The sequence below is a fragment of the Afifella sp. H1R genome, from assembly GCF_021462425.1.
GTDB lineage: Bacteria > Pseudomonadota > Alphaproteobacteria > Rhizobiales > Afifellaceae > Afifella > Afifella aestuarii.
Genome location: NZ_JAKEDY010000001.1, coordinates 392990 through 414573 on the forward strand (window position 1 = coordinate 392990; position 21584 = coordinate 414573).

Annotated in this window: 26 protein-coding genes; 11 read left to right on the forward strand and 15 right to left on the reverse strand. The window is 63.2% G+C overall.

Translation table 11 applies throughout. The features are described from left to right. Position 1: 1 nt before the first annotated feature. Positions 2-1006 carry a MoxR family ATPase gene (locus tag L0F51_RS01780; protein ID WP_128293784.1) on the reverse strand — a complete coding sequence of 335 codons (1005 nt, stop codon included), beginning with the start codon at positions 1004-1006 and terminating at the stop codon, positions 2-4. Positions 1007-1133: 127 nt separating this feature from the next. Between L0F51_RS01780 and L0F51_RS01785 the strand changes: the two genes are divergently transcribed. From L0F51_RS01785 to L0F51_RS01795, 3 genes are read left to right on the forward strand one after another with little or no spacing between them, the layout of a single operon-like run. Next, positions 1134-1721 carry a DUF1285 domain-containing protein gene (locus tag L0F51_RS01785; protein ID WP_370642288.1) on the forward strand — a complete coding sequence of 196 codons (588 nt, stop codon included), beginning with the start codon at positions 1134-1136 and terminating at the stop codon, positions 1719-1721. A 5-nt stretch (positions 1722-1726) separates the two neighbouring features. Then, a complete protein-coding gene (locus L0F51_RS01790) occupies positions 1727-2365 on the forward strand; it encodes a CoA pyrophosphatase (RefSeq protein WP_234627687.1) in 639 nt (212 codons plus the stop codon). After that, complete coding sequence (locus L0F51_RS01795; protein ID WP_234627688.1) at positions 2362-3594, forward strand: CCA tRNA nucleotidyltransferase; 1233 nt, start codon at positions 2362-2364, stop codon at positions 3592-3594. The genes L0F51_RS01790 and L0F51_RS01795 overlap by 4 nt, the downstream gene beginning before the upstream one ends. A gap of 83 nt (positions 3595-3677) precedes the next feature. Here the strand turns inward: L0F51_RS01795 and L0F51_RS01800 are convergent, their stop codons facing one another. Together L0F51_RS01800 and hemF are read right to left on the reverse strand one after the other, a co-directional pair. Next, the gene (locus tag L0F51_RS01800; protein WP_234627689.1) at positions 3678-3851 is read right to left on the reverse strand and encodes a DUF1059 domain-containing protein; all 174 of its coding nucleotides are present in this window, start codon (positions 3849-3851) and stop codon (positions 3678-3680) included. A 169-nt stretch (positions 3852-4020) separates the two neighbouring features. Next, positions 4021-4968, reverse strand: coding sequence for an oxygen-dependent coproporphyrinogen oxidase (gene hemF, locus L0F51_RS01805; RefSeq protein WP_234627690.1), 948 nt, complete (start codon positions 4966-4968; stop codon positions 4021-4023). 89 nt (positions 4969-5057) lie between these two features. Between hemF and L0F51_RS01810 the strand changes: the two genes are divergently transcribed. Together L0F51_RS01810 and L0F51_RS01815 are read left to right on the forward strand one after the other, a co-directional pair. Then, the gene (locus L0F51_RS01810; RefSeq protein ID WP_234627691.1) at positions 5058-5654 is read left to right on the forward strand and encodes an HdeD family acid-resistance protein; all 597 of its coding nucleotides are present in this window, start codon (positions 5058-5060) and stop codon (positions 5652-5654) included. 95 nt (positions 5655-5749) lie between these two features. Further along, a complete protein-coding gene (locus L0F51_RS01815) occupies positions 5750-5980 on the forward strand; it encodes a hypothetical protein (protein ID WP_234627692.1) in 231 nt (76 codons plus the stop codon). A 36-nt stretch (positions 5981-6016) separates the two neighbouring features. Here L0F51_RS01815 and L0F51_RS01820 read toward each other — a convergent pair whose 3' ends face one another. Beyond that, positions 6017-6484 (reverse strand): tRNA (cytidine(34)-2'-O)-methyltransferase, encoded by a 468-nt coding sequence (locus L0F51_RS01820; RefSeq protein WP_234627693.1) that lies wholly within the window; start codon positions 6482-6484, stop codon positions 6017-6019. A 107-nt stretch (positions 6485-6591) separates the two neighbouring features. Between L0F51_RS01820 and L0F51_RS01825 the strand changes: the two genes are divergently transcribed. The 5 genes from L0F51_RS01825 (at position 6592) to L0F51_RS01845 (ending at position 12290) form a co-directional block, all read left to right on the forward strand. Further along, a complete protein-coding gene (locus L0F51_RS01825; RefSeq protein WP_234627694.1) occupies positions 6592-8439 on the forward strand; it encodes an ABC transporter ATP-binding protein in 1848 nt (615 codons plus the stop codon). 216 nt (positions 8440-8655) lie between these two features. Further along, positions 8656-9261: a ubiquinol-cytochrome c reductase iron-sulfur subunit gene (gene petA / locus L0F51_RS01830; RefSeq protein WP_234627695.1), complete on the forward strand. Its 606-nt coding sequence runs from the start codon at positions 8656-8658 to the stop codon at positions 9259-9261. Between the two features lie 16 nt (positions 9262-9277). Beyond that, the gene (locus tag L0F51_RS01835) at positions 9278-10558 is read left to right on the forward strand and encodes a cytochrome b/b6 (RefSeq protein ID WP_234627696.1); all 1281 of its coding nucleotides are present in this window, start codon (positions 9278-9280) and stop codon (positions 10556-10558) included. 35 nt (positions 10559-10593) lie between these two features. Then, on the forward strand, positions 10594-11520 hold the full coding sequence (locus L0F51_RS01840) for a cytochrome c1 (protein ID WP_234629303.1): 927 nt from the start codon (positions 10594-10596) through the stop codon (positions 11518-11520). A gap of 227 nt (positions 11521-11747) precedes the next feature. Further along, the gene (locus L0F51_RS01845; protein ID WP_092815257.1) at positions 11748-12290 is read left to right on the forward strand and encodes an adenine phosphoribosyltransferase; all 543 of its coding nucleotides are present in this window, start codon (positions 11748-11750) and stop codon (positions 12288-12290) included. Between the two features lie 37 nt (positions 12291-12327). On the opposite strand, the gene L0F51_RS01850 is transcribed toward L0F51_RS01845, so the two are convergent. The 6 genes from L0F51_RS01850 to chrA form a co-directional block, all read right to left on the reverse strand. Next, positions 12328-12810 carry a MaoC family dehydratase gene (locus L0F51_RS01850; protein WP_234627697.1) on the reverse strand — a complete coding sequence of 161 codons (483 nt, stop codon included), beginning with the start codon at positions 12808-12810 and terminating at the stop codon, positions 12328-12330. Then, positions 12807-13256 (reverse strand): MaoC family dehydratase, encoded by a 450-nt coding sequence (locus L0F51_RS01855; RefSeq protein WP_234627698.1) that lies wholly within the window; start codon positions 13254-13256, stop codon positions 12807-12809. Before L0F51_RS01855 ends, L0F51_RS01850 begins: the two co-directional genes overlap by 4 nt. 82 nt (positions 13257-13338) lie before the next feature. Continuing rightward, positions 13339-14442 carry a redox-regulated ATPase YchF gene (ychF, locus tag L0F51_RS01860; protein ID WP_234627699.1) on the reverse strand — a complete coding sequence of 368 codons (1104 nt, stop codon included), beginning with the start codon at positions 14440-14442 and terminating at the stop codon, positions 13339-13341. A 42-nt stretch (positions 14443-14484) separates the two neighbouring features. Beyond that, complete coding sequence (pth, locus tag L0F51_RS01865; protein WP_234627700.1) at positions 14485-15177, reverse strand: aminoacyl-tRNA hydrolase; 693 nt, start codon at positions 15175-15177, stop codon at positions 14485-14487. Between the two features lie 32 nt (positions 15178-15209). After that, positions 15210-15866: a 50S ribosomal protein L25/general stress protein Ctc gene (locus L0F51_RS01870; RefSeq protein WP_234627701.1), complete on the reverse strand. Its 657-nt coding sequence runs from the start codon at positions 15864-15866 to the stop codon at positions 15210-15212. Between the two features lie 146 nt (positions 15867-16012). Beyond that, positions 16013-17215, reverse strand: a complete 1203-nt coding sequence (gene chrA, locus L0F51_RS01875) for a chromate efflux transporter (protein ID WP_234627702.1) — start codon at positions 17213-17215, stop codon at positions 16013-16015. A 211-nt stretch (positions 17216-17426) separates the two neighbouring features. Here chrA and L0F51_RS01880 point away from each other — a divergent pair, with 211 nt between their 5' ends. Beyond that, complete coding sequence (locus L0F51_RS01880; protein ID WP_234627703.1) at positions 17427-17936, forward strand: plastocyanin/azurin family copper-binding protein; 510 nt, start codon at positions 17427-17429, stop codon at positions 17934-17936. A gap of 54 nt (positions 17937-17990) precedes the next feature. On the opposite strand, the gene L0F51_RS01885 is transcribed toward L0F51_RS01880, so the two are convergent. The 5 genes from L0F51_RS01885 to L0F51_RS01905 all read right to left on the reverse strand — a co-directional run bounded on the left by L0F51_RS01885 (position 17991) and on the right by L0F51_RS01905 (position 21523). Further along, complete coding sequence (locus tag L0F51_RS01885; protein ID WP_234627704.1) at positions 17991-18923, reverse strand: ribose-phosphate pyrophosphokinase; 933 nt, start codon at positions 18921-18923, stop codon at positions 17991-17993. Between the two features lie 124 nt (positions 18924-19047). Continuing rightward, on the reverse strand, positions 19048-19434 hold the full coding sequence (locus L0F51_RS01890) for a hypothetical protein (RefSeq protein ID WP_234627705.1): 387 nt from the start codon (positions 19432-19434) through the stop codon (positions 19048-19050). 205 nt (positions 19435-19639) lie between these two features. Next, positions 19640-20410 (reverse strand): peptidoglycan editing factor PgeF, encoded by a 771-nt coding sequence (pgeF, locus tag L0F51_RS01895; protein WP_234627706.1) that lies wholly within the window; start codon positions 20408-20410, stop codon positions 19640-19642. A gap of 109 nt (positions 20411-20519) precedes the next feature. Continuing rightward, on the reverse strand, positions 20520-21008 hold the full coding sequence (locus L0F51_RS01900; RefSeq protein WP_234627707.1) for a copper chaperone PCu(A)C: 489 nt from the start codon (positions 21006-21008) through the stop codon (positions 20520-20522). 20 nt (positions 21009-21028) lie between these two features. Then, a complete protein-coding gene (locus L0F51_RS01905) occupies positions 21029-21523 on the reverse strand; it encodes a copper chaperone PCu(A)C (RefSeq protein ID WP_234627708.1) in 495 nt (164 codons plus the stop codon). Positions 21524-21584 lie beyond the last annotated feature (61 nt).

Here is a 21584-nt window from a genome sequence, read left to right on the forward strand (position 1 = left end):
GTCAAAGGGCCTGCTCGATGGCCCGACGAATGATGTCCTGGACGCTCATGCCGTCGGCACGTGCCGCGAAGGTGACGGCCATTCGGTGCTGCAGGATCGGCAGAGCGAGGGCTTCGACATCGTCGAGCGAGGGGGCAAGGCGACCGTCGAGAAGGGCGCGAGCACGAACCGTCACCATCAGCGCCTGGCTGGCGCGCGGGCCCGGCCCCCAGGCGATTCGGTCGGCCATTTCGGGCTGGGCTTCGTCGGGGCGTACGGAGCGCACGAGTTTCAGGATCGCATCGATGATGCCGTCGCCGACCGGCATGCGCCGCACCAGCGATTGGATCGCCATCAATTGCTCGGCGTCGAGGACGGTCTCCGTCACCGCGTTGTGGGCGCCGGTCGTCTCAAGCAGCATCCGCCTTTCCGACTGAAGATCGGGATAAAGGATGTCGATCTGCATCAAAAACCGGTCGAGCTGAGCTTCGGGAAGCGGATAGGTGCCTTCCTGCTCCAGCGGGTTCTGCGTCGCGAGCACATGGAAAGGCTGCGGCAGGTCGTGGCGTTGCCCCGCGATCGTCACATGCTGCTCCTGCATGGCCTGCAGAAGCGCCGATTGCGTCCGCGGGCTGGCGCGGTTGATTTCATCGGCCATAAGGAGCTGAGCGAAGATCGGGCCGCGGATGAAACGAAAGGCGCGCCGTCCGTCACCACTTTCTTCCAGAACTTCCGCACCAAGAATATCGGAGGGCATCAGATCCGGCGTGAACTGAATGCGCCGGGCATGGAGCCCAAGCACGGTGCCGAGCGTTTCCACGAGCTTGGTCTTGGCGAGGCCCGGCACGCCGACGAGAACGCCATGTCCGCCCGACAGAAGCGTGATGAGGGCCCGCTCGACCACGACGTCCTGACCATAAATCACCCGGCCGATCGCCTCGCGCACCTGACCGAGCAGGTCGACGGTCTTCTCCGCCTCGCGGACGATCTCGTCCGGATTGGTTTCTGGCTGCGTCATTGCACTCATTAGGCCTGATCCGTGGTTGCCGGTTGCCGCATCTGCCCCACACCTTCGTTTTCATGGCCGATTGTGTCATGCCGGGGGCGAAGAGATCTCAGCCTTTACAGATTAAGAGATGGACCGGAACGGGGCGATGGAAAGAGGAACAAAGAAAGGTGAACTGCCGCCGGGCCTCGCCGAGCTCATGCGCCGCGCCGGTGAAGGAGCTCCTGCGCGTCCGGTGGAAAAGTGGGATCCGCCCCATTGCGGTGTCATCGACATGCGCATCGCCGCGGATGGAACCTGGTTCTATATGGGCACACCCATTACGCGGCCGGCGCTCGTCCGTCTTTTCGCCTCGGTGCTGAGACGGGAGCCGGACGGCGAATATGTGCTGGTGACGCCCGTGGAGAAGGTCGGCATCCATGTCGATGATGCGCCCTTTCTGGCTGTCGAAATGGCTGTGGACGGAGAGGCGGATGAGCGAAGGCTCACCTTCCGAACCAATGTCGACGACGTCGTCACGGCCGATGCCGCGCATCCCATCCGATTCGCCATCGAACCGCAGACGCTCGGTGTGAAGCCCTATGTGACCGTTCGGGCGGGACTGGAGGCGCTTCTCACGCGCGCGCTCACGCACGACCTCGTCGATCTGGCGCAGGAGCGAGAAGGCGCTCTTGGACTTATATCCGCCGGGGCGTTCTTCTCACTGCCGGAACTCCCCGAAGACGGCGCAGGATGACTTTTGTGAAAGAAACGATTCCCTATACAGCGGACGAATTCCGCCGGCGTGCCGAAAACGCCTTCGCGGCGGAGGCCCATGCCCCGCGCGAATATGGCGACCACAGCATCAATCCTGAGCTTGCGGCCATGTTCGCAGCGATGAAGCGGCGCGATGCGGCCGTCCTCGTCCCCGTCGTCGATTACCCGGGCGAAGCGAGTGTGATCCTGACCCAGCGCACGGAACGCTTGAGCAGCCATGCCGGGCAGGTGGCCTTTCCCGGCGGCAAGATCGATCCCGGCGAGACGGCCGAGGAAGCGGCGCTCCGTGAGGCGGAAGAGGAGATCGGCCTTCAGCCTTCGGCCGTCGAAGTGGTTCTGCGCGCGCCGGATTATCTGACAGCCTCCGGCTTTCGCATTGCTCCGGTTTTGGCGGTCGTGAAACCCGGCCAGCCGCTCAGTCTCAACCCGCATGAGGTGGCGGCGGCCTTCGAGACCCCGCTCGCCTTTCTGATGGATTCAAGCAACCACCGTAAGAAGAGCCGCATCTGGCAAGGCCGTGCGCGCTACTTTTTCGAAATGCCCTGGCACGACCGATACATTTGGGGCGTTACGGCCGGCATCATCAGGATGCTCGCCGACGAGCTTTATGGAGAGAAGATTTGAAACTGCCGAGCCTTGCCGGCCATCCCTTTCTCGACGCGCCGGCGCTGAAGCGGGTGATGCACGCTTTGAAGAGCGAGGAGGGGACGACGCGCATCGTCGGGGGTGCCGTGCGCAACGCGCTTCTGGGTGAGCCCGTCGGCGACATCGACATGGCGACGGTTCTGCGGCCCGAAGACGTCGTGACGGCGGCAGAAGACGCAGGGCTGAAAAGCGTGCCGACCGGCATCGAGCACGGCACGGTGACGGTGATCGCCGAAGGCCACCCTTTCGAAGTGACGACGCTGCGGGCCGATGTGGAGACCGACGGCCGCCATGCCGTCGTGCGCTTCACGGAGGATTGGGCTGAAGACGCAGGCCGACGCGATTTCACGCTGAACGCGCTTTACTGCGATGCGAGCGGCCACGTCTTCGATCCGCTCGGCGGCTATCCCGACCTTGCCGCGCGCAATATCCGCTTCGTCGGCGACCCCGAGGAGCGCATCCGCGAGGATTATCTGCGCATCCTGCGGTTTTTTCGCTTTTTTGCCTGGTATGGAGATGGGCGGCCCGATGCCGAAGGGTTGAAAGCCTCTTCGAGATTGAAGGCCGGCATTGCCGTGCTGTCGGCTGAGCGCGTCTGGTCCGAACTGAAAAGGCTGCTCGCCGCGCCCGACCCTTCGCGCGCCCTGCGCTGGATGCGCATCACCGGAACGCTCGACAAGGCGCTTCCTGAAAATTGGGGCATCGATGCGATCGAGCGGGTGGTTGCCGCTGAACGTGCCGAGGAGATCCCGCCCGATCCACTCCTGAGGCTTATGGCGATCATCCCGCCGCACCGCGCCCGCATCGATCAGCTGGCAAGCCGTCTGCGTCTGGCGCGAAAGGAAACGGAGCGTCTGGTCTCCTGGGCGGAGACGCCCGAGCCGGAGAGCGAGCTTTCTGAAGCGCTGCTGGCGCGCCGGGCGTATTCTGCGGGCCGCCGCGCGCTCACGGATCGGCTGTTTTTGGCGCTCGCCCGTGACATGGAGAAGGGGGACGAGAGCGCAGTCGCGGCGCGCAAGCGACAGCTTGCCTTCGTGCGCGATTATGAGCGGCCGACATTCCCACTGAGCGGCAAGGATCTGCTGGCCGCAGGCCATCAACCGGGCCCGGAGCTCGGCAAACTTCTCAACGAGTTGGAAGAGCGCTGGCTAGAGGTCGATTTCGCGATCACGCGCGAGGAGCTTTTGGCGCTGGCTCGCCGGCAATAATGCCCATAGCGGCACCGCATTCGGCCATGCGGTGCCGGGCCTCTCTAAGGTTTTGCTCGGGAAGGGTCGTCGTGTGGGGACGATTATTCCTCGTGCACCTTGGCTTTGACCTTTTCCACCATCTTCGGCGTCATCTCCATGCCCGGATGGGCACTGCGCACATGCTCGGAGACCTTCTGCAGAAGCTCCGCTTCCGTTTCAGCGCGGGCCTTGTAGGTGCAGCCGGGAACGAGTTCCCCACAGGTGATCGTCTTCATGGCTTCCTCCTTGCCTTGATGACATCGGACTTGCTGCCGACGCATTCTTCAATGTGAGCGATCGTTCGGCGGATTCAATGCCGCAAGACGTGCCTATGGTCGCATCTCGTCATCAAATGGCAGATCGCTGGAGGCAGAAGACATGGCCTGAAGGCCGCGCCAAGGGGCGTTACGGCCACCGGACCTCGGGTGGCATCGACGACAGGATGGAGGCGACGTTGCCTCCCGTCTTGAGCCCGAAAATCGTGCCCCGGTCGTAGAGCAGATTGAATTCGACATAGCGTCCCCGGCGAACGAGCTGCTCCTCGCGCTCGGTCTCGCTCCAGGGGGTCGCAAAGTTGCGTTCCACGAGCTTGGGATAAATGTCGGCGAAGGCCTGACCCACTTTTTGCACGAAGTGGAAGTCGGCTTTCCAGCCTTCATCACTGCCGCTGCCCGAATTCAGGTAGTCGAAGAAAATCCCGCCGATGCCGCGCGCCTCGTCGCGGTGGGGAAGGTAGAAGTAATCGTCGCACCACGTCTTGAGACGCGGATAATCGACTTCTGTGTGGCTCCGGCAGGCGACTTCCATGGCGGCGTGAAAATCGCGGCTGTCCGGATCATCCTGGCTGCGCCGTGCGGCGAGGACCGGCGTCAGATCGGCGCCGCCGCCGAACCATTGGCGGCTCGTCACCACCATGCGCGTGTTCATATGTGCGGCCGGCACATGCGGGTTGCGCGGATGCACGATCAACGAAATGCCGGACGCCCAGAATCGCGGATCTTCGTCGGCGCCGGGGATCTGCCCGCGAAACTCTGGCGCGAATTCCCCGAAGACGGTCGAGCAATGGACGCCGGCCTTTTCGAAGACGCGTCCGTGCATCACCGACATGACACCGCCACCTCCGGCCGCACCAGAATGGTCGCTCCGATCCCAAGGCGTGCGCACGAAGCGGCCGGCGGGTGCCTCGCCCGCGGCGTCGGCCGGCACGGCGTCTTCCAGGGCTTCGAGCCGGCTGCAAATCGTGTCGCGAAGCGCCTCGAACCAGGCGCGGGCTTCTGCCTTTTTGGCATCGATGTCGTCCGGCACGCTGAGAGCGTCGAGATCCGGCCGGTAAAGGTGCATGTTGCGGCTCATTGTCTCGCGCTTAAAGCATGGCTTTGATCGCGGCAACCGAACTGCGTGGCTTGAGTTCCTTCTGGCAACGAGAAGATATGGAGATTGCCATGTACGAAAGCGATTTTGGCGGGCTCGGCCCGAGAGACCGAGAAATGCAGGAAACGCTGGCGGAGCGCTGGGGCTGGCTCGTGGCCTTCGGCGCGATCGCTTTGATTGGTGGCCTCTTGGGCTTCATCGCGATCGTGACGGCGACGGTCGCCAGTGTCTATCTCATCGGCATCATGATGCTTCTCTCCGGCTTTGCCGAGGTGGCCCATGGCATCCAGTCGCGCCGCTGGTCGCGCTTCTTCCTGTGGATCCTGATCGGCGCGCTCTATGTCGTTGCCGCGGCGATGATTTTCGTGGCGCCGCTGTTCGCGGCGGTGATCCTGACCTGGCTTCTCGGCGTGGTGCTGATCTTCGCGGGCGGTGTGCGCACCTTCCTCGCCTTCTCGATGCGCCCGCAGCGGCGATGGGGATACGTTCTCGCCTCCGGTCTCCTCACCATTCTCATCGGTGTCGTCATTCTGGTCGGCTGGCCGGCCTCGAGCCTTTGGGCCCTCGGCATCTTCCTCGCCGTCGATCTGATCGTGATCGGCTCGGCCTGGATCGCCATGGGGCTTGCTCTGCGAGATGTCGCGTATCCACGGTCTGGCAGCATGTGACCGCCGCCTGCGTTCGTCTGATTCGCAGATGACTTTCCGCTGCGCTATATTGAGACCGGGCGTGGCCGAAGATCGGCGCGCTGGAGGTTGGCGCGATGAACGGCGACTTCTCGCATGGACGCAGCGCAAGGGGACCTGCACCCGAAGGTCTCGATATCTGGCGGCGGGAGACCTTCGTTCTGCCTCGGCCGCGGGCGCGAGAACGCGCCCGCGAATTCCTGCAGCGCTTTCCACGCGAAGCCTATCAGAGCGAGGTCGAAAGCTGGCGCGAGCTCGACAATGGTGACATCGAGTTCACCATGCGCCGGCTGCCGACCGCCGATTGACCTGATCCTCCACATGAGACTGGCGCACGCGGAAGCCTAACTGGAAGCGGGAAGGCCGCCGGTCTGCCTCAGCGCTTCGAACAGCGCGATCGAGGCGGCATTGGCGACGTTGAGCGAGCGCGTCGTAGGCCGGATCGGGAGGCGCAAAAGCCGATCGACCCGGTCGCGGACATCGCTCGGCAGCCCCGCCGATTCCCGTCCGAGAAGCAGGATGTCGTCGGCAGTGAACGCGAAATCCGGCAGGCTCTCGCGTCCATGTGTCGTCAGCGCGACGAGCCGCCGACCGGCTTCTCGCCTCCACCTCTCGAAAGCCGCAAAATCGTCGTGCTCGCGAAGGGCCGCGAGTTCCACGTAATCCATCCCCGCGCGCTTCAGATTTCTGTCGGAGAGAACAAAGCCGGCAGGATGGACGATGTGGACGGTCGCGCCGAAACACGCGCCGAGGCGAAGGATTGCCCCGGCATTCTGCGGAATGTCGGGTTGGAAGAGCGCGATATCGATCATGGCTGTGCGGCGAGGGGTTTGCGGATGGGCTCTGCAGAAGGAAGGCGAAGCGTGGCAAGAAGAAGCACGTCTTCTCGCCATCGCAAAGCCGCGCCATATTGGGATCCATGTTTCGCTTCTTCGAGCGCCTGATCGATCCCCTCAGGCCTGATTCCGCCCAACCTCCGGCAACGACGATGGCCTTCATCTGGCATTACGCCCGCCAGATGGGCTGGCCGCTGGCCGCATTGCTGGCGACGGGGCTCGGCTCCGCCGTGACCGATGCCGTGGTTTTTTCCTTTATCGGCAGGCTCGTCGACATGATCGGCAGCGCGAACCGGGAGACCTTTTGGTCCGACCATGGCCTGACCTTGCTGGGGATGGCGTTCGTGGTGCTCGTCCTGCGACCTGCCTTCGTCATCGCCAACAGTCTTTTGAGCGAGCAGAGCGTGGCGCCGAATTTCGCCAATCTGGTGCGGTGGCAGAGCTACCGACATGTTCTGCGCCAGAGCGTTTCCTTCTTCGCCAACGATTTCGCCGGGCGCATCGCCAACAAGGTCATGCAGACGGGGATCTCGCTTGCGGATTTCGTCACCGGGCTGGCCGAGACGCTTTGGACCGTATTGGTCTTCGCCATCACCGCTCTCGTCCTCCTGGGGCAGGCCGATCTTCGTCTGATGCTGCCCGTCATCGTGTGGCTCGGCGGGTACGTCGTACTCGCTTACGTGATGATCCCGCGGCTGCGCGGGGCTGCAAAGCGCGTTTCCAACCAGCGCTCCATCGTCAATGGCCGCATCGTCGACAGCTATACGAACATCCAGACCGTCAAGCTCTTCGCCGAAGCGGAGACGGAGGAAAGCTTCGTTCGCCAGGCGATCGGCATTTTCGTGGAGCGTTTGCGGGTCCTGACACGTCAGGTGACGACCATCCGCGCCGTTCTCACCATGCTGAATGCGGGTCTCGTCGTTGCGATCGCCGTGACGTCGCTCTGGCTCTGGCAGAATAGCGCCATCACGGCAGGCGCGATCGCCACCGGCCTTGCTCTTGCCACGCGCCTTTCGACCATGGCGGGCTGGGTGATGTTCCAGCTGTCCGCATTGTTCCGGCATATCGGCATTGTCCAGGACGGGCTGGAGACGATCTCCCGACCCCACGAGGTGCTCGACAAGCCGGATGCCAGAGATCTCGCCGTCAGCGGGGGAGACATCAGCTTCGAGCACATTCGCTTTCATTACGGTCGCGGTGGCGGCGTCATCGAGGATCTGTCGTTGCATGTGCGCCCCGGCGAACGCTTGGGTCTCGTGGGCGTTTCGGGGGCCGGCAAATCGACTTTGGTGAGCCTTCTCCTGCGCTTTTACGACCTCGAAGGCGGGCGCATCCTCATCGACGGGCAGGACATCTCGGAGGTGACCCAGGCCTCGCTGCGGGCCGCGATAGGTGTCGTCACGCAGGATACGGCTCTTCTGCATCGCTCGGTGCGCGACAACATCGTCTACGGGCGGCCGGATGCAGACGAAGATCAGTACGAAGAGGCGGCGCGTGCCGCCGAAGCGGCGGAATTCATCGACAATCTTTCCGATCATCGCGGCCGCTCCGGCTATGACGCTCTCGTCGGCGAGCGCGGCGTGAAACTGTCGGGCGGTCAGCGCCAGCGTATCGCGATCGCGCGTGTCCTGCTCAAGGACGCTCCGATCCTGGTTCTCGACGAGGCGACCTCCGCGCTCGATTCGGAGGCCGAGGCCGCGATTCAGGAAAATCTTGAACGGCTGATGCAAGGAAAGACGGTAATCGCCATCGCCCACCGTTTGTCGACGATCGCTGCTATGGATCGTCTCGTCGTCCTGGAGCGCGGGCAGATTGTCGAAACCGGCACACACCAGACATTGCTCCAAAAAAACGGTGTCTATGCAAAGCTATGGGAACGCCAGTCCGGCGGTTTCTTGGCGCCGCGTGAGATCAGCCTCGACGTTGCTTGACGCAAAAGTGGAGGATGAGGCGCGACATTGTGGCGTGTTCGTCTAAGCGTCACTGGACAAGCCTTGGGCAAGGGTGACAAATGAAACCAGGGGCGCTAAGAGGCCGCGCGCTTGGTCTTCGCTGGGAGCTGCGTGGAGCAAGCGGAGTCGGCTGGCTGTCGCGTCTTCGCGCTCTTCCAGTCGCAAATGGCCGTCCGACCTGCGAGGGTAGAATTCGTGTCCGCTAATACATATCCGACTACCGTTCCTGATTCCGCCGCTGCGCCAGATCCGCACAGCAGTGAACCGTCGAGGCGAGACTTTTTCGTCATCGCCACGGGCGCTGCCGCGGTCGTGGCCGTAGCTGGGTTGGCATGGCCGTTCATCGACCAGATGAATCCGGATGCCTCCGCCTTGGCGCTCGCCTCGATCGATGTCGACATCTCCGCCATGGAGCCGGGACAGTCGATCACGGTGATGTGGCGCGGCAAGCCCGTCTTTATCCGTTACCGCACGCCTGAAGAGGTGGAAGCGGCGAAGAATACGCCGCTGTCCGATCTGAAGGATCCGATCGCGCGCAACGACAACCTCGAGAGCAACGCGCCGGCGACCGATGAAAATCGCGCCGCACCGGGCCGTGAAGAGTTTCTCGTGATGGTTGGCATCTGCACCCATCTCGGCTGCGTGCCGATGGGCGAGGCGGGTGATTACAACGGCTGGTTCTGCCCCTGCCACGGCTCGGTCTACGACACGGCCGGGCGCATTCGTCATGGGCCGGCGCCGGAGAACATGTTGATCCCCACCACGGCCTTCAGCGACGACAACACAATCACGATCGGCTGAGCGGCGGAGAACGAGAATGCAGGGTACATCCGAATACCAACCGCGCACCGGCATTGAACGCTGGATCGATTCGCGCATGCCGCTCCCGCGGCTCATGTACGATTCCTTTATCGCCTATCCGATCCCGCGGAACCTCAACTATTCCTATGCCTTCGGCGCGATCCTGAGCCTCGTGCTTGTGGTTCAGATCCTCACCGGCGTGGTGCTGGCGATGCACTATGCCGCCAATTCCGCGATCGCCTTCACCTCCGTCGAGCAGATCATGCGCGACGTGAACTACGGCTGGCTGTTGCGCTACATGCACGCCAACGGATCGTCGATGTTCTTCATCGCGGTCTACATCCACATGTTCCGCGGCCTTTACTACGGTTCCTACAAGGCCCCGCGCGAAATCCAGTGGATCCTGGGCGTCATCCTCTTCCTCCTGATGATGGCGACGGCCTTCATGGGCTACGTGCTTCCTTGGGGCCAGATGAGCTTCTGGGGCGCCACCGTCATCACCAACCTGTTCTCGGCGATCCCGCTGGTCGGCGAAACCATCACCCACTGGCTGTGGGGCGGCTTCGCGGTCGGCAATCCGACGCTGAACCGCTTCTTCTCGCTGCATTATCTGCTGCCGTTCATGATCGTCGGCGTGGTCATTCTCCACGTCTGGGCGTTCCATGTGACCGGGCAGACCAACCCGACGGGCGTCGAGCCGAAGTCGCGCAGCGACGTGGTGCCGTTCACGCCGCACGCGACCATGAAGGACGCGGTGGCGATGGTCGCCTTCGCGCTGTTCTTCGCGTGGTTCTTGTTCTACCTGCCGAACTATCTCGGCCATCCGGACAATTACACGCTGGCCAACCCGCTGGTGACGCCTCCGCACATCGTGCCGGAATGGTACTTCCTGCCGTTCTACGCGATCCTGCGGGCCATCCCGTCCAAGCTCGGCGGCGTGATCGCGATGTTCTCCTCGATCATCGTGCTCTTCTTCCTGCCGTGGCTGGACAGGTCGAAGGTGCTCTCGGCGGCGTACCGTCCGCTCTATCGCATCTTCTTCTGGATCTTCGTGGTGGACGTCATCTGCCTTGGCTATTTCGGCGCCAAGCCGCCGGAAGGCTGGTACGTGATCGCTACGCAGCTCCTGACGGCGTACTACTTCGTCCACTTCCTCATCATCTTCCCGCTGCTGGGGTACATCGAGAAGCCGAGGCCTCGCCCGACTTCCATCACCGAGGCTGTGCTTTCCAAGCATAAGAGCGGGGGTGGCGGGACGCCGGCCGAAGCGGCGGCCTCCCCGGAACGACGCGGCTGATGCGAGACGGAACTGCGACAAACACCATGACGACAATGCTTAAATCCATAACGCGTCTTTCGGCAGCTGGCGTTCTCGTTCTGGCCGGACTGTCCGTGGCGGCAGCCCAGCAAGACGCTCCGGCGGCTCCGGAATCTCCGGAGGCGAAACCCGAAGAATCGGCACTGCCTCATTTCCCGCTCGAAGAGCCGGAAGAGATGGAGTGGAGCTTCGCCGGGCCCTTCGGCAAATTCGATCAGCAGCAGCTGCAGCGCGGCTTCCAGGTCTACCGGGAAGTCTGCTCGGCCTGCCACTCGATGAAGCTGGTGCCGTTCCGTGCTCTCGGCTGGGAGGGCGGGCCCCACTTCTCGGAAGAGGAGGTGGAAGCGCTTGCGGCCGAATACCAGATCCAGGACGGTCCGGACGACACGGGTGAGATGTTTGAGCGGCCGGGCCGGCCGTCGGACTATTTCCCGGCTCCGTTCCCGAACGATGAGGCGGCCCGCTACGCCAATGGCGGCGCGATCCCGCCGGACATGTCCGTGCTGGCCAAGGCGCGCGGCGTGGAACGCGGCTTTCCGCAGTTCCTGATCGATATCTTCACCACCTATCAGGAGGGCGGCCCGGATTACATCCATGCGCTTCTGACGGGCTATGAGGACGAGGCGCCTGAAGGCGTGACGGTCCTCCCGGGGCAGTACTACAACCCGCATTACATGTACGCTGCCGCCCTGGCGATGCCGCCCCCCTTGTTCGAAGATTTGGTCGAGTATGCGCAGAACCAGGACGACGATCCGAACAACGACGTCCCGCAGACGGTGGATCAGTATTCCCGCGACGTGGCTGCGTTCCTGATGTGGGCGGCGGAGCCGCACATGGAGGCCCGCAAGTCGATGGGCTTCACTGTGATCGCCTTCCTGCTCGTCTTCTGCGGCCTCGTCTACTACGTGAAGCGCAAGGTCTGGTCGAACGTGGAGCACTGATCTCCGCTCACTCCGATCGGATATTTTCGATGGCCGCGGCTCGTCCGCGGCCATTTCTTTTGGCCGCGCGCGAGGCCCGTGCTTCGGTCTCTGGTGTCAATTGCCTGCATTGATCGGCAGCCTTTGTCCGGCGGCAAGATGCCCATCTGGCCGTCGCGGTTATCCGGTGTTAAGCCACTGACCGTTCGCGCAAAAGCGGACGAAAGCTAAGGCAGCTGGGGCGAGGGATGAACAGCCTGATCGACACGCTCGAGAGCACCATCCGGACAATTCCGGATTATCCGAAGCCGGGAATCGCGTTTCGCGACATCACCACATTGTTGGGGGATGCGCGCGCCTTCCGGCGTGCGGTCGACGAACTGGTTCAGCCCTGGGCCGGCTCGAAGATCGACAAGGTCGCCGGCATCGAGGCCCGCGGCTTCATCCTGGGTGGCGCCGTGGCACACCAGCTGTCTGCGGGCTTCGTGCCGATCCGCAAAAAGGGCAAGCTGCCTTACGATACGGTCCGCATCGCCTACAGCCTCGAATACGGGCTGGACGAGATGGAGATCCACAAGGACGCGATTCGCCCCCAGGAAAAGGTGATTCTCGTCGATGATCTCATCGCGACGGGCGGCTCGGCGGACGCGGCCATCCGACTGATGCAGCAGATCGGAGCCGATGTGATCGCCGCAGTCTTCGTCATCGATCTGCCGGATCTCGGCGGGGCGGCCAAGTTGGAAAAGCTTGGTGTGCCCGTGCGCACGCTTGTGAGCTTCGCTGGCGACTGATGGGAGGGGCGCGGGCCCCTTTTTTAGCCCCAGCACTCTATCTCGCTTCTGAAGGCCTCTCACGCCGCACGAAGACCTTGCCGATGAAGGTATAGGCGAGCGCTCCGTCTTGCTTGTGGGCCTCATTGCGCATGACGACGAGCCCCCATTCCGGACGCGACGCGCTCTCCTTCTTGTCGATGACCTCGGTCGTGTAGGTGAGGGTGTCGCCGGCAAAAACGGGCTGCACCCATTTGAGGGCTTCAAATCCCGGGGAAGGACCGGCATTGCGCGGATCGAAGTCATCCCCGCGCTCGGCCTCTTCCTTGGAATAGGCGATCCACAGTTTCATGAAGATCGCGGCCGTGTGCCATCCGGAGGCGGCGAGGCGGCCGAATGGCCCGTTTTGTGCACCTTCTTCGCTGAGATGGAAATCCTGCGGATCGAAGGCTTCTGCGAAACGGACGATCTCCTCGCTCGTGAAATGATACGAGCCGAGCACGATGCGCTCGCCGATCTGGATCGCTTCGAACGTCTTCATGTCGCCGTCTCGCGGAGCCGGAAGGCGATTGGGTTGGTCATCGTCAGGACGAGCTGATCGTTCTGGTTGGCGACCCGGTGTTCGAAACGCACCACGCCGAGATGGGGGCGGCTTGCGGAGGGCCGCTTTTCGAGGACGAGCGAGACGCCGGTGAGGCGATCGCCGGGGCGCACGGGCCTCAGCCAGCGCGCTTCCTCGATGCCGGACGAGCCCATCGAGGCGGCCTCTTTCAGCCAGCCATCGTACATCATGCGCATGAACATCGCCGAGCTGTGCCAGCCCGACGCGGCAAGACCCCCGAGCATGCTTGATGCCGCGGCGGCTTCGTCGAGATGGAATGGCTGGGGATCGAACTCCGCCGCAAAGGCGATGATCGCCTCGCGGCTCACGGCATAGGGCGCAAGCGGCAGCTCAAGGCCGGGATGAAAATCCTCGAAGTGCAACATGCCCCATTCTTAGGGTCGGCAAAATTTCCTGTCGAGGCGTTCGTGCCCAGACGTTCAGGCCCAAAGGTTCAGGCCCAAAGGTTCAGGCGTTGAACTTGAAGAGGAGCACGTCGCCGTCTTCGACGACGTATTCCTTGCCTTCGTCGCGTGCCCGACCCGCCTCCTTGGCGGCCGTCTCTCCGCCGAGTTCGATGAAGTCATCGTATTTGATGGTCTGCGCGCGAATGAAGCCGCGTTCGAAATCGGAGTGGATCGTGCCTGCGGCCTGCGGGGCTCGCGAGCCGCGCCGGATCGTCCAGGCGCGCGCTTCCTTCGGCCCGGCCGTGAAGAAGGTGATCAGATCCAGAAGCTCGTAGCCGGCGCGGATGAGCCGGTCGAGGCCTGGCTCTTCGAGGCCGAGATCGGCAAGGTAATCGGCCTGTTCTTCAGCATCGAGCTGGGCGATTTCCGCTTCGATCGAGGCGGAGATGACGACGCAGGCGGCCCCTTCGGCGGCGGCACGCTCGGCGACACGAGCGGAATGCGCGTTGCCTGTGGCGGCTTCGTCTTCCGCCACGTTGCAGACGTAGAGGACGGGCTTGGACGTCAAAAGCCCGAGCGTGCGCAGGATCGCCCGATCCTCGTCGGATAGTTCGGCGCGGATCGTGCGCACCATGCGGCCTTCCTGGAGGGCCGCGAGCGCCTTTTCCATCACCGGCAGAAAGGCGAGCGCTTCCTTGTCTTTGGCCGTTGCCTTCTTGCGCATCGCCACGACGCGGCGTTCAAGGCTTTCGAGATCGGCAAGCATCAGCTCGGTCTCGACCGTCTCCGCGTCGGCCACGGGATCGATGCGGCCTTCCACATGGGTGACATCGCCGTCTTCGAAGCAGCGCAGGACATGCGCGATGGCATCGACTTCGCGGATGTTGGCGAGAAACTGGTTGCCGAGGCCCTCGCCCTTGGAGGCTCCGCGCACGAGGCCGGCAATGTCGACGAAGGTGAGGCGGGTCGGCACCGTTTGGGCGGATTTCGTGATCTCCGCAATGCGCTTGAGGCGCGGGTCGGGGACCGCGACTTCACCGGTGTTCGGTTCGATCGTGCAGAAGGGATAATTCGCTGCTTGCGCCGCGGCCGTCTTGGTGAGCGCGTTGAACAAGGTGGACTTGCCGACATTGGGCAGCCCGACGATGCCGCATTTGAAACCCATGGCGATGCCTGTTCGAAAGTTGGTGTGAGGGGGAGGGTGCGATTAGGAATCGCGCCGGAAGAGCCTTTTGAGCCCATCGGCAAGCGGTCCTGATCGGCTTTCTCCCGAGACACGCGAACTGGCGGGTGACGGAGGCAGAGGGGCCTCCTCGGCGGCGCGTTGCGCCGAGCCGTTGCTCGCCAGATGCACGCGGTTCATGAAATTGGCTTCATCGCCCTCTGCCAGAAGACCGATATTTTCCGCAATTGCCCGCAAGAGCGGCTCGCGCCACGCTTCGTCTTCCTTGGCGAAATCGTGGAGGACATGGGCGTTGACCAGTTCCTTGGCGCCCGGATGACCGATCCCGATGCGCATGCGGCGGTAGGATTTCCCGATATGCGCGTCGAGCGATTTGAGACCGTTGTGGCCGCCATGGCCGCCGCCCGTCTTGAGGCGAAGCTTGCCTGGCGCCAGGTCCAAATCATCGTGGATGACGAGCACGTCTTCCGGCTTCAGCTTGTAGAAGCGCATGGCGTCTCCGGCGGAGCGGCCGGATTCGTTCATAAAGGTCGCGGGTTTGACGATAACGACCTTCTCGTCGCCGATCTGGCCCTCGGCCGCTTCCCCCTGGAAACGCGCGCGCCAGTTCGAAAAACGATGATGGCGGTGGATTTCGTCCACCGCCATGAAGCCGATATTGTGCCGATGATGAGCGTACCGGCGACCAGGATTGCCGAGACCGACGATCAACAGCATCGTCCGACCTCCCTTGGTCGTGAGGGGGAGGATTACTCCTCCGTCTCCTCTTCCTCGTCACCTTCGCCTTCGACCTCGGGCTCTTCACCCTCGGCCTCTTCTTCACTCTCTTCGCTGACGAGCGACGCCGGGGCGGCGATCGTGGCGATGGTGAAGTCGCGGTCCGTGATGGTCGGCGTCACACCCTCGGGCAGGGCAACGTTGGAGATGTGGATGCCGTCGCCGATATCGAGACCGGCGAGATCGGCCACCAGATTTTCAGGAATCTGATCCGCCGGCACGTGCACCTCGACGGTGTGGCGCACGACATTGAGAACGCCGCCGCGGGTGAGACCCGGAGCTTCTTCCTCGTTGATGAAGTGCACCGGCAGTTCCAGGGTCAGCGTCGTGCCGCGCGAAATGCGCAGAAAGTCCACATGCATCAGGAAGCCGCGAACGGGATCGAGCTGAAAATCCTTCGGGATCACGCGCACCTTGTCGCCGTCAACGTTGATGGTTGCGACGGTGGTGAGAAAGCCGCCGGCATGCAGCTTCAAATTCAGTTCTTTGTAGTTCAGCGCGATCGGTGTGGCGGGCTTCTTGTCGCCGTAAATGACGGCTGGGACTTTACCCTCGCGGCGCACGGCACGTGCGGCCCCCTTGCCGCTCCGTTCGCGCACCTCAGCTGTGAGCTCGTAGCTATGGCTCATTGGTGCACTCCTAGGTTTAAGAAGAGAAAGAGCCGCATGGCGCGGCTCCTCGTACGTCCGGCCTCCAAGGGTGCCGGCACGTGGGCGCGCTTATAGGCGAGGCCTGCATAAAAGGCAATGCGGAGGCGGGACGGCGAGGAGGCGGCTTAGAGTATGACGGCCCCGACGCTGGCTGCCGCAATCACCACGCCCCATGCCGGCACACGTGGCACCAGAAGAGCCAGAAAGGCGCTTGTGGCGATCGCAAAGCTGTCGGGCGAGTTCACACCCGCGGTAAAGACTGGATCGTAAAGCGCGGCGGCGAGGATGCCGACCACGGCGGCGTTCACGCCGGCCAGGGCGCGGCGTGCGCCTGGTGCGTGCTGAAGCTCCCCCCAGAAGGGGAGGGCCGCGACGACGAGAAGCGCGCCTGGAAGGAAAATCGCCAACAGCGCGACGAGACCTCCGACCGCCCCGGCGAGAGGTGTTTGTGCGAGCGTGCCAAGATAGGCCGAAAAGGCAAAGAGTGGCCCAGGCAGTGCCTGCGCGGCGCCATATCCGGCGAGGAACGCATCGCGAGAGACGAGGCCCGGATCGACGACCTCCGTTTCCAGAAGAGGCAGAACGACGTGGCCGCCGCCGAAGACGAGAGCGCCGGCGTGGTAAAAATGGGCCGCAAGCCCAATGCCGGTCGGGCTCCCACGCAGCATGAATGCCACGAGAAGCAGGAGGACGAAGAGAGCGAAGGCCGCAAGGCCGAGGCGCCGCCCGACCTTTGTGTCGATGGCGGCTTCGGCTTCGCGCGCCTCGACCGCTTTGTTCGGGATGACCAAGAGCCCGAGGAGTGCGCCCATAAGAATGGCGCCAAGCTGCGTCCACGGCGTGTGCGTGACAAGAACGAGCGCGGCGGCCCCGGCCGCCATGGCAAGGCGACGGAGATCCGGCGTCAGCTTTTGCGCCATGCCGAGGAGGGCAAGAGCCACGACGGCAACGGCCGCGGCTTTGAGGCCGGCGATCCAGCCGGATCCGATGAGCGGCGAGAGAAAGCCGAAAGCCTCGGCGAAGCCGTACATGAGGAGGGCTGAGGGCAGCGTGAAGCCGACAAAGGCGGCCAGCATACCGAGATAGCCCGCGCGCATCAGACCGATCGCCATCCCGACCTGGCTGGAGGCCGGGCCGGGGAGAAACTGGCAAAGCGCGATCAAATCGGCATAAGCCGCGTCGCTCAACCAGCCGCGCTTCTTGACGAAGGCCTCGTGATAATAGCCGAGATGCGCGACAGGTCCGCCGAACGAGGTGAGGCCGCGCACCAGAAAGACCTTGAAGACCTCGAGGGCGCTGCCCTCGATCTTGACCGTTTCGTCTTGCATCGCGCCCCCCGGATTTCGTGCCAGCGGTATCTCGTCAATATGACAGCCGCTTCAAGGCGTGCCGCGTCGTCTCGAGGGGAGCCGAACCGGCTTGACAATTTGTCGAGGGAGCCACGAAGTGCGTGCGGGGTCGCGGCATTTCGCCGCTACCGATGCTTCGCCGCCATAGGCTCCCGCAATGCGCAAGTTCGGGCGGCGTGGAGACTCAGAGATGCGGAAAGTTGGGATTTTTGCGTTTGCTGTCGGGGCAGTGTCTGCCGCCACGCTGGCCGGTGCTGCGAGCATGCACGGGCAGGACGGAATGCACGGTATGGAGGCCGGGCATGGTCATCGCGCAGAGACGGCTTACGGTCGTCCCGGCGATGGGGCTGCCGAAGCCCGGCAAATCGAAATCGTGCTCTCAGAAAGCGACCAGGGCATGCACTATTCGCCCGACCATCTGGCCCTCGACCGCGGGACAGAAGTGCGTTTCGTGCTGCACAACGAAGGCGCCCTGGAGCATGAGTTCGTGATCGGCACGGCCGCGACGAATGAGGCCCACGCCCAGGATATGGGCGAAAACCCCGATATGGCGCACGCCGATCCCAACGCGGCCAGGCTTCAGCCGGGAGAGAGCACGACGCTCTCCTGGCAATTCACCGAGCCAGGGACTTTTGAATACGCCTGTCTCATCCCCGGCCACCGCGAGGCGGGGATGTACGGGAAGATCATCGTGAAGTGATCGGAATATCCGGCAACACGTGACCCTGGACTTCGCGGATGCGAAGTCCAGGGCCTAGTCGAAGAGACTGGAGACAGATTTTTCCAGGGCGGTGCGCGAGATCGCCTCGCCGAGAAGGGCCGCGATCGAAACCACGCGAACATTGTGCGCGCTGGTGACGGCCGCCGTCGGCTCGATGGAATCGGTAATCACGAGTTCGGTCAGCCGCGAGGCCGTGATACGGGCGACGGCTCCGCCCGAAAGCACGCCGTGGGTGATATAGGCGGTGACGGACGTGGCGCCCTTGGCGAGCAGCGCGTCGGCGGCGTTGCACAGCGTGCCGCCGGAATCGACGATGTCGTCGACGAGAAGGCAGTCACGGCCGGCCACTTCGCCGATGATGTTCATCACTTCCGATTCGCCCGGACGCTCACGGCGTTTGTCGACGATGGCGAGCGGCGCATCGATGCGTTTGGCGATGGCGCGTGCGCGCACCACGCCGCCGACGTCGGGCGATACGACCATGACATTGCCGAGTTCGTAATGCTCTTTCACGTCGCGCGTGAACACAGGCGCCGCATAGAGATTGTCCGTCGGGATGTCGAAGAAGCCCTGGATCTGACCGGCGTGCAGGTCGAGCGTGAGGACGCGATCCGCGCCGGCTTCAGTAATGAGATTGGCGACGAGTTTGGCGGAGATCGGCGTGCGGGCCGCCGGCTTTCGGTCCTGGCGGGCATAGCCGTAATAGGGGATCACCGCCGTAATGCGCCGCGCCGACGCCCGTCGGAGCGCGTCGATGATGATCAACAGCTCCATCAGATTGTCGTTGGCGGGAAAGCTCGTCGACTGGATGGCGAAGACGTCTTCGCCGCGCACGTTTTCCTGGATCTCTACGAAGATCTCTTGGTCGGCGAACCGTCTTACGGCACATTTCGCCAGTTCCACATCGAGATAGGAACTGATCTGCTGCGCAAGACTCCGGTTGGAATTGCCGGCGACGATTTTCATCGGCTGGAAGCCCTCTCAAACATTCAGGCGGCTCCCCGGAGTGGCGAGCTGCAAAGGAAGCGCCTTTCGGCGCGGTCGCCCTGCACGGCGGCAAGGCTGGCGTATAGCGAACTGTGTGCGCTGATCAACCGGACGCAAGCCAGGATGTCAGTTTGTCGAGTGTTTCCTGCGAGACGAGCGCCAGCGTCTTGTCGTCGACGGCCGACCACGGATCGCTTGCCTTGCGCTCGATCATGATCTTTCCGGCAATCCGATGCACGCGCTTCAACTCGGGCGACAGCACATCCCAGACATAGACGACGAGTGTTCCGTCATCTTCGGCGACGGCCGAGAGATAACCCTTCATCGTGTAATTGGCGGTCGCGTCCTGAAAGTTGGCCAAAGCGATCCCGCGACTCGTCGCGCCGCGTGCCACTTCAACGGCAAGTGCGTCTGCGATTTTCTGGGGCGGCCCGGTCAATGGTGCGAAAGCAACGCGTGCGTCTGTCGTCACCTTGCTTGAACTGGACATAGTAGCACCCGGCCCGCCCGTGTTGAGGGCGGGGTTGCACGCGGCCAGAGGGATGAGCGCGAAAAACGCCAGAAGCGGAGACAGTCGCATAATCAAGCCTTTTCAGAAGGGCCTCATACCGGCTGACCGTGCCGACGTCCACCAGCTAACGCCGCCCGTCCCCTGCGTCTATGCATGGCAGACAGACGCACCTCGTGCTTTCTGCCTATGCCAGGACAATTGCTGAGAGCAGGCGTCCATAATCCTTTTCGCCGCGATGGGTCGCACGACGATAGGAAAAGAAGCGGTCTTCATCCGCATAGGTGCAGAGATCGAGGTTGTGCGCCTCAATACCCGCCCCTCGCAGGCGCTTCACGATGTAACCCGGGAGGTCGAACATCGCGTGGCCTGTCCGCTCGGACGCAGAGAAGAATGTCTTGTTCTCAGCGTCTGCAGATAAAAAGCGGTCCATGAAATCCTCGCCGACCTCGTAGTTCTTGCCGGAGATGGTGGGCCCCAAAACGGCGACAATCGAGGATTGCTCGGCGCCGAGTTGCGCCATGGCGTCGATGGTGGCTTCGAGAACGCCGGAAAATGCGCCCTTCCATCCGGCGTGCGCCGCGCCGATCACGCCGGCCTTCGCGTCGGCGAAAAGAACGGGTCCGCAATCGGCGGTGCCGATGCCGAGAAGGATCCCGCGCCGGTCCGTCACCAGCGCGTCGCAACGCGGGCCCTCACCGGGCGCCCAGACCTCGTGGACCACGGTCGCATCGCTGCTGTGGATCTGATGGGGCGTGGCGAGGAGCTCCGGCGCGACCTCCAGATGGCGGCAGGCCCGCGCGCGATTTTCCAGGATATGCAGACGATCATCCGAGGAGCCGAGCCCGGTGTTGAGGCTCGCATAGATACCCTCTGAGACGCCGCCCTCCCGCGTGAAGAAGGCGTGACGGATATTTGGGAAGGCGAGGGCATCAGCCTGGATCGGTGTCGGAGACATTCTTCTCTCAAAATCGTGGAATGGCTGGTCGAGATCGAATCATGCGGGAGCATCCCCCACAACGAAATAATGAGACTGTCGAACCCGTGGTCGTTGCCTCCCATGGTCTTCAGCTCGGCGGTTGCCTTGCGCCGGCTGTGGCAACGGGCAACGAGAGTTCGATGCGGCCCGCTTTGGCGAAAGTGAGCGTGACCGGGATTCGTTCATGTTGTGCGAGGGGCTTCGCAAGTCCGCAGAAGACGAGATGATCGCCGCCCGGCCTGAGCCTGATCGTGCGGCCGGGCGGAATGCTGATGCTTCTGATCCGGCGTGTCTCGAGGGCACCCTCTTCATTGAAGCGCGTCTGCCGCAGCTCGCCCCGTTCGGCAAAAGGCGTCTCCACATAAAGAAGGCGCTCCGGCTGCAGACCTGTGTTGGTGATGATGAGGTAGGCGGCGGTATCCAGCGCCGGTCCCGCCGTCGCCCGCACGAAGCCCGAATGAATGCGCACGGTTCCACCCGAGGCTTCGCCCGGCTGCTGAACACGCGCTGCCGCCGGCTCTGCCGAAGCGGCGATCAGCAAGGCAAAGGCGCCAAACAGGATTTGCCGGAGATGCATGGTCGCAGCGTGTCCCGCGCCTACTTCGACACTTCAGGAGGCTGCGTGGCTCCGATCTTGGCCGTCGGCAAAGAGATCTCCACTTTTCCAGCCCTCGCGAAAGTGAGAGTCACCGGAACGGACTTTCCCGCGGTCAAGGCGGTCTCGAGGCCCATGAACATCACGTGGTTGCCGCCGGGCTCGAGCGTCACGCTCTCGCCCGGCTGGATCTCGAGCCCCTCGGTCATCTCCCGCATTTTCATGACGCCATCCTGCATGCTCATGGCATGGACGAGGCTTTCCTTTGCGAAGGGAGCGGAGACGGAGACGAGCCGATCTGGTTGCGAACCCTCATTCGAGATCGTGAGATAGCCGCCGGCCGACGGTGCGCCCGGTGGCGTCGCCCGGGTCCATGCGTGGCTGATCGTCAGATCGCCGACCTCGATCGGTCCCGCCCCCTGAGCGAAGGCGCTTCCCCCGGCGGCGATGAGCCCGGCTGCGAGCAATGAACGAAGAGAGCGAGAGAACGGCATCATCTGTCCTTCCTGTCGGGATGAGGCGTGTCCGCGCCGAAAAGAATGGTGGTCGTGCGGGCAA

Excerpts from the sequence above, each read along its gene's own strand:
- hemF (WP_234627690.1), bottom strand. The coding sequence starts at position 4,968 with ATGAGCCGCAACATGCACCTTTACCGGCCGGATCTCGACGCTCTCAGC.
- L0F51_RS01815 (WP_234627692.1), top strand. The coding sequence starts at position 5,750 with ATGAACGGCGACTTCTCGCATGGACGCAGCGCAAGGGGACCTGCACCC.
- L0F51_RS01900 (WP_234627707.1), bottom strand. The coding sequence starts at position 21,008 with ATGCATCTCCGGCAAATCCTGTTTGGCGCCTTTGCCTTGCTGATCGCC.
- pth (WP_234627700.1), bottom strand. The coding sequence starts at position 15,177 with ATGCTGTTGATCGTCGGTCTCGGCAATCCTGGTCGCCGGTACGCTCAT.
- L0F51_RS01905 (WP_234627708.1), bottom strand. The coding sequence starts at position 21,523 with ATGATGCCGTTCTCTCGCTCTCTTCGTTCATTGCTCGCAGCCGGGCTC.
- L0F51_RS01780 (WP_128293784.1), bottom strand. The coding sequence starts at position 1,006 with ATGAGTGCAATGACGCAGCCAGAAACCAATCCGGACGAGATCGTCCGC.
- chrA (WP_234627702.1), bottom strand. The coding sequence starts at position 17,215 with ATGCAAGACGAAACGGTCAAGATCGAGGGCAGCGCCCTCGAGGTCTTC.
- L0F51_RS01840 (WP_234629303.1), top strand. The coding sequence starts at position 10,594 with ATGCTTAAATCCATAACGCGTCTTTCGGCAGCTGGCGTTCTCGTTCTG.
- L0F51_RS01835 (WP_234627696.1), top strand. The coding sequence starts at position 9,278 with ATGCAGGGTACATCCGAATACCAACCGCGCACCGGCATTGAACGCTGG.
- pgeF (WP_234627706.1), bottom strand. The coding sequence starts at position 20,410 with ATGTCTCCGACACCGATCCAGGCTGATGCCCTCGCCTTCCCAAATATC.
- L0F51_RS01800 (WP_234627689.1), bottom strand. The coding sequence starts at position 3,851 with ATGAAGACGATCACCTGTGGGGAACTCGTTCCCGGCTGCACCTACAAG.
- L0F51_RS01845 (WP_092815257.1), top strand. The coding sequence starts at position 11,748 with ATGAACAGCCTGATCGACACGCTCGAGAGCACCATCCGGACAATTCCG.
- L0F51_RS01855 (WP_234627698.1), bottom strand. The coding sequence starts at position 13,256 with ATGTTGCACTTCGAGGATTTTCATCCCGGCCTTGAGCTGCCGCTTGCG.
- ychF (WP_234627699.1), bottom strand. The coding sequence starts at position 14,442 with ATGGGTTTCAAATGCGGCATCGTCGGGCTGCCCAATGTCGGCAAGTCC.
- L0F51_RS01890 (WP_234627705.1), bottom strand. The coding sequence starts at position 19,434 with ATGTCCAGTTCAAGCAAGGTGACGACAGACGCACGCGTTGCTTTCGCA.
- L0F51_RS01870 (WP_234627701.1), bottom strand. The coding sequence starts at position 15,866 with ATGAGCCATAGCTACGAGCTCACAGCTGAGGTGCGCGAACGGAGCGGC.
- L0F51_RS01820 (WP_234627693.1), bottom strand. The coding sequence starts at position 6,484 with ATGATCGATATCGCGCTCTTCCAACCCGACATTCCGCAGAATGCCGGG.
- L0F51_RS01810 (WP_234627691.1), top strand. The coding sequence starts at position 5,058 with ATGTACGAAAGCGATTTTGGCGGGCTCGGCCCGAGAGACCGAGAAATG.
- L0F51_RS01850 (WP_234627697.1), bottom strand. The coding sequence starts at position 12,810 with ATGAAGACGTTCGAAGCGATCCAGATCGGCGAGCGCATCGTGCTCGGC.
- L0F51_RS01885 (WP_234627704.1), bottom strand. The coding sequence starts at position 18,923 with ATGAAAATCGTCGCCGGCAATTCCAACCGGAGTCTTGCGCAGCAGATC.
- L0F51_RS01785 (WP_370642288.1), top strand. The coding sequence starts at position 1,134 with ATGGAAAGAGGAACAAAGAAAGGTGAACTGCCGCCGGGCCTCGCCGAG.
- L0F51_RS01825 (WP_234627694.1), top strand. The coding sequence starts at position 6,592 with ATGTTTCGCTTCTTCGAGCGCCTGATCGATCCCCTCAGGCCTGATTCC.
- L0F51_RS01880 (WP_234627703.1), top strand. The coding sequence starts at position 17,427 with ATGCGGAAAGTTGGGATTTTTGCGTTTGCTGTCGGGGCAGTGTCTGCC.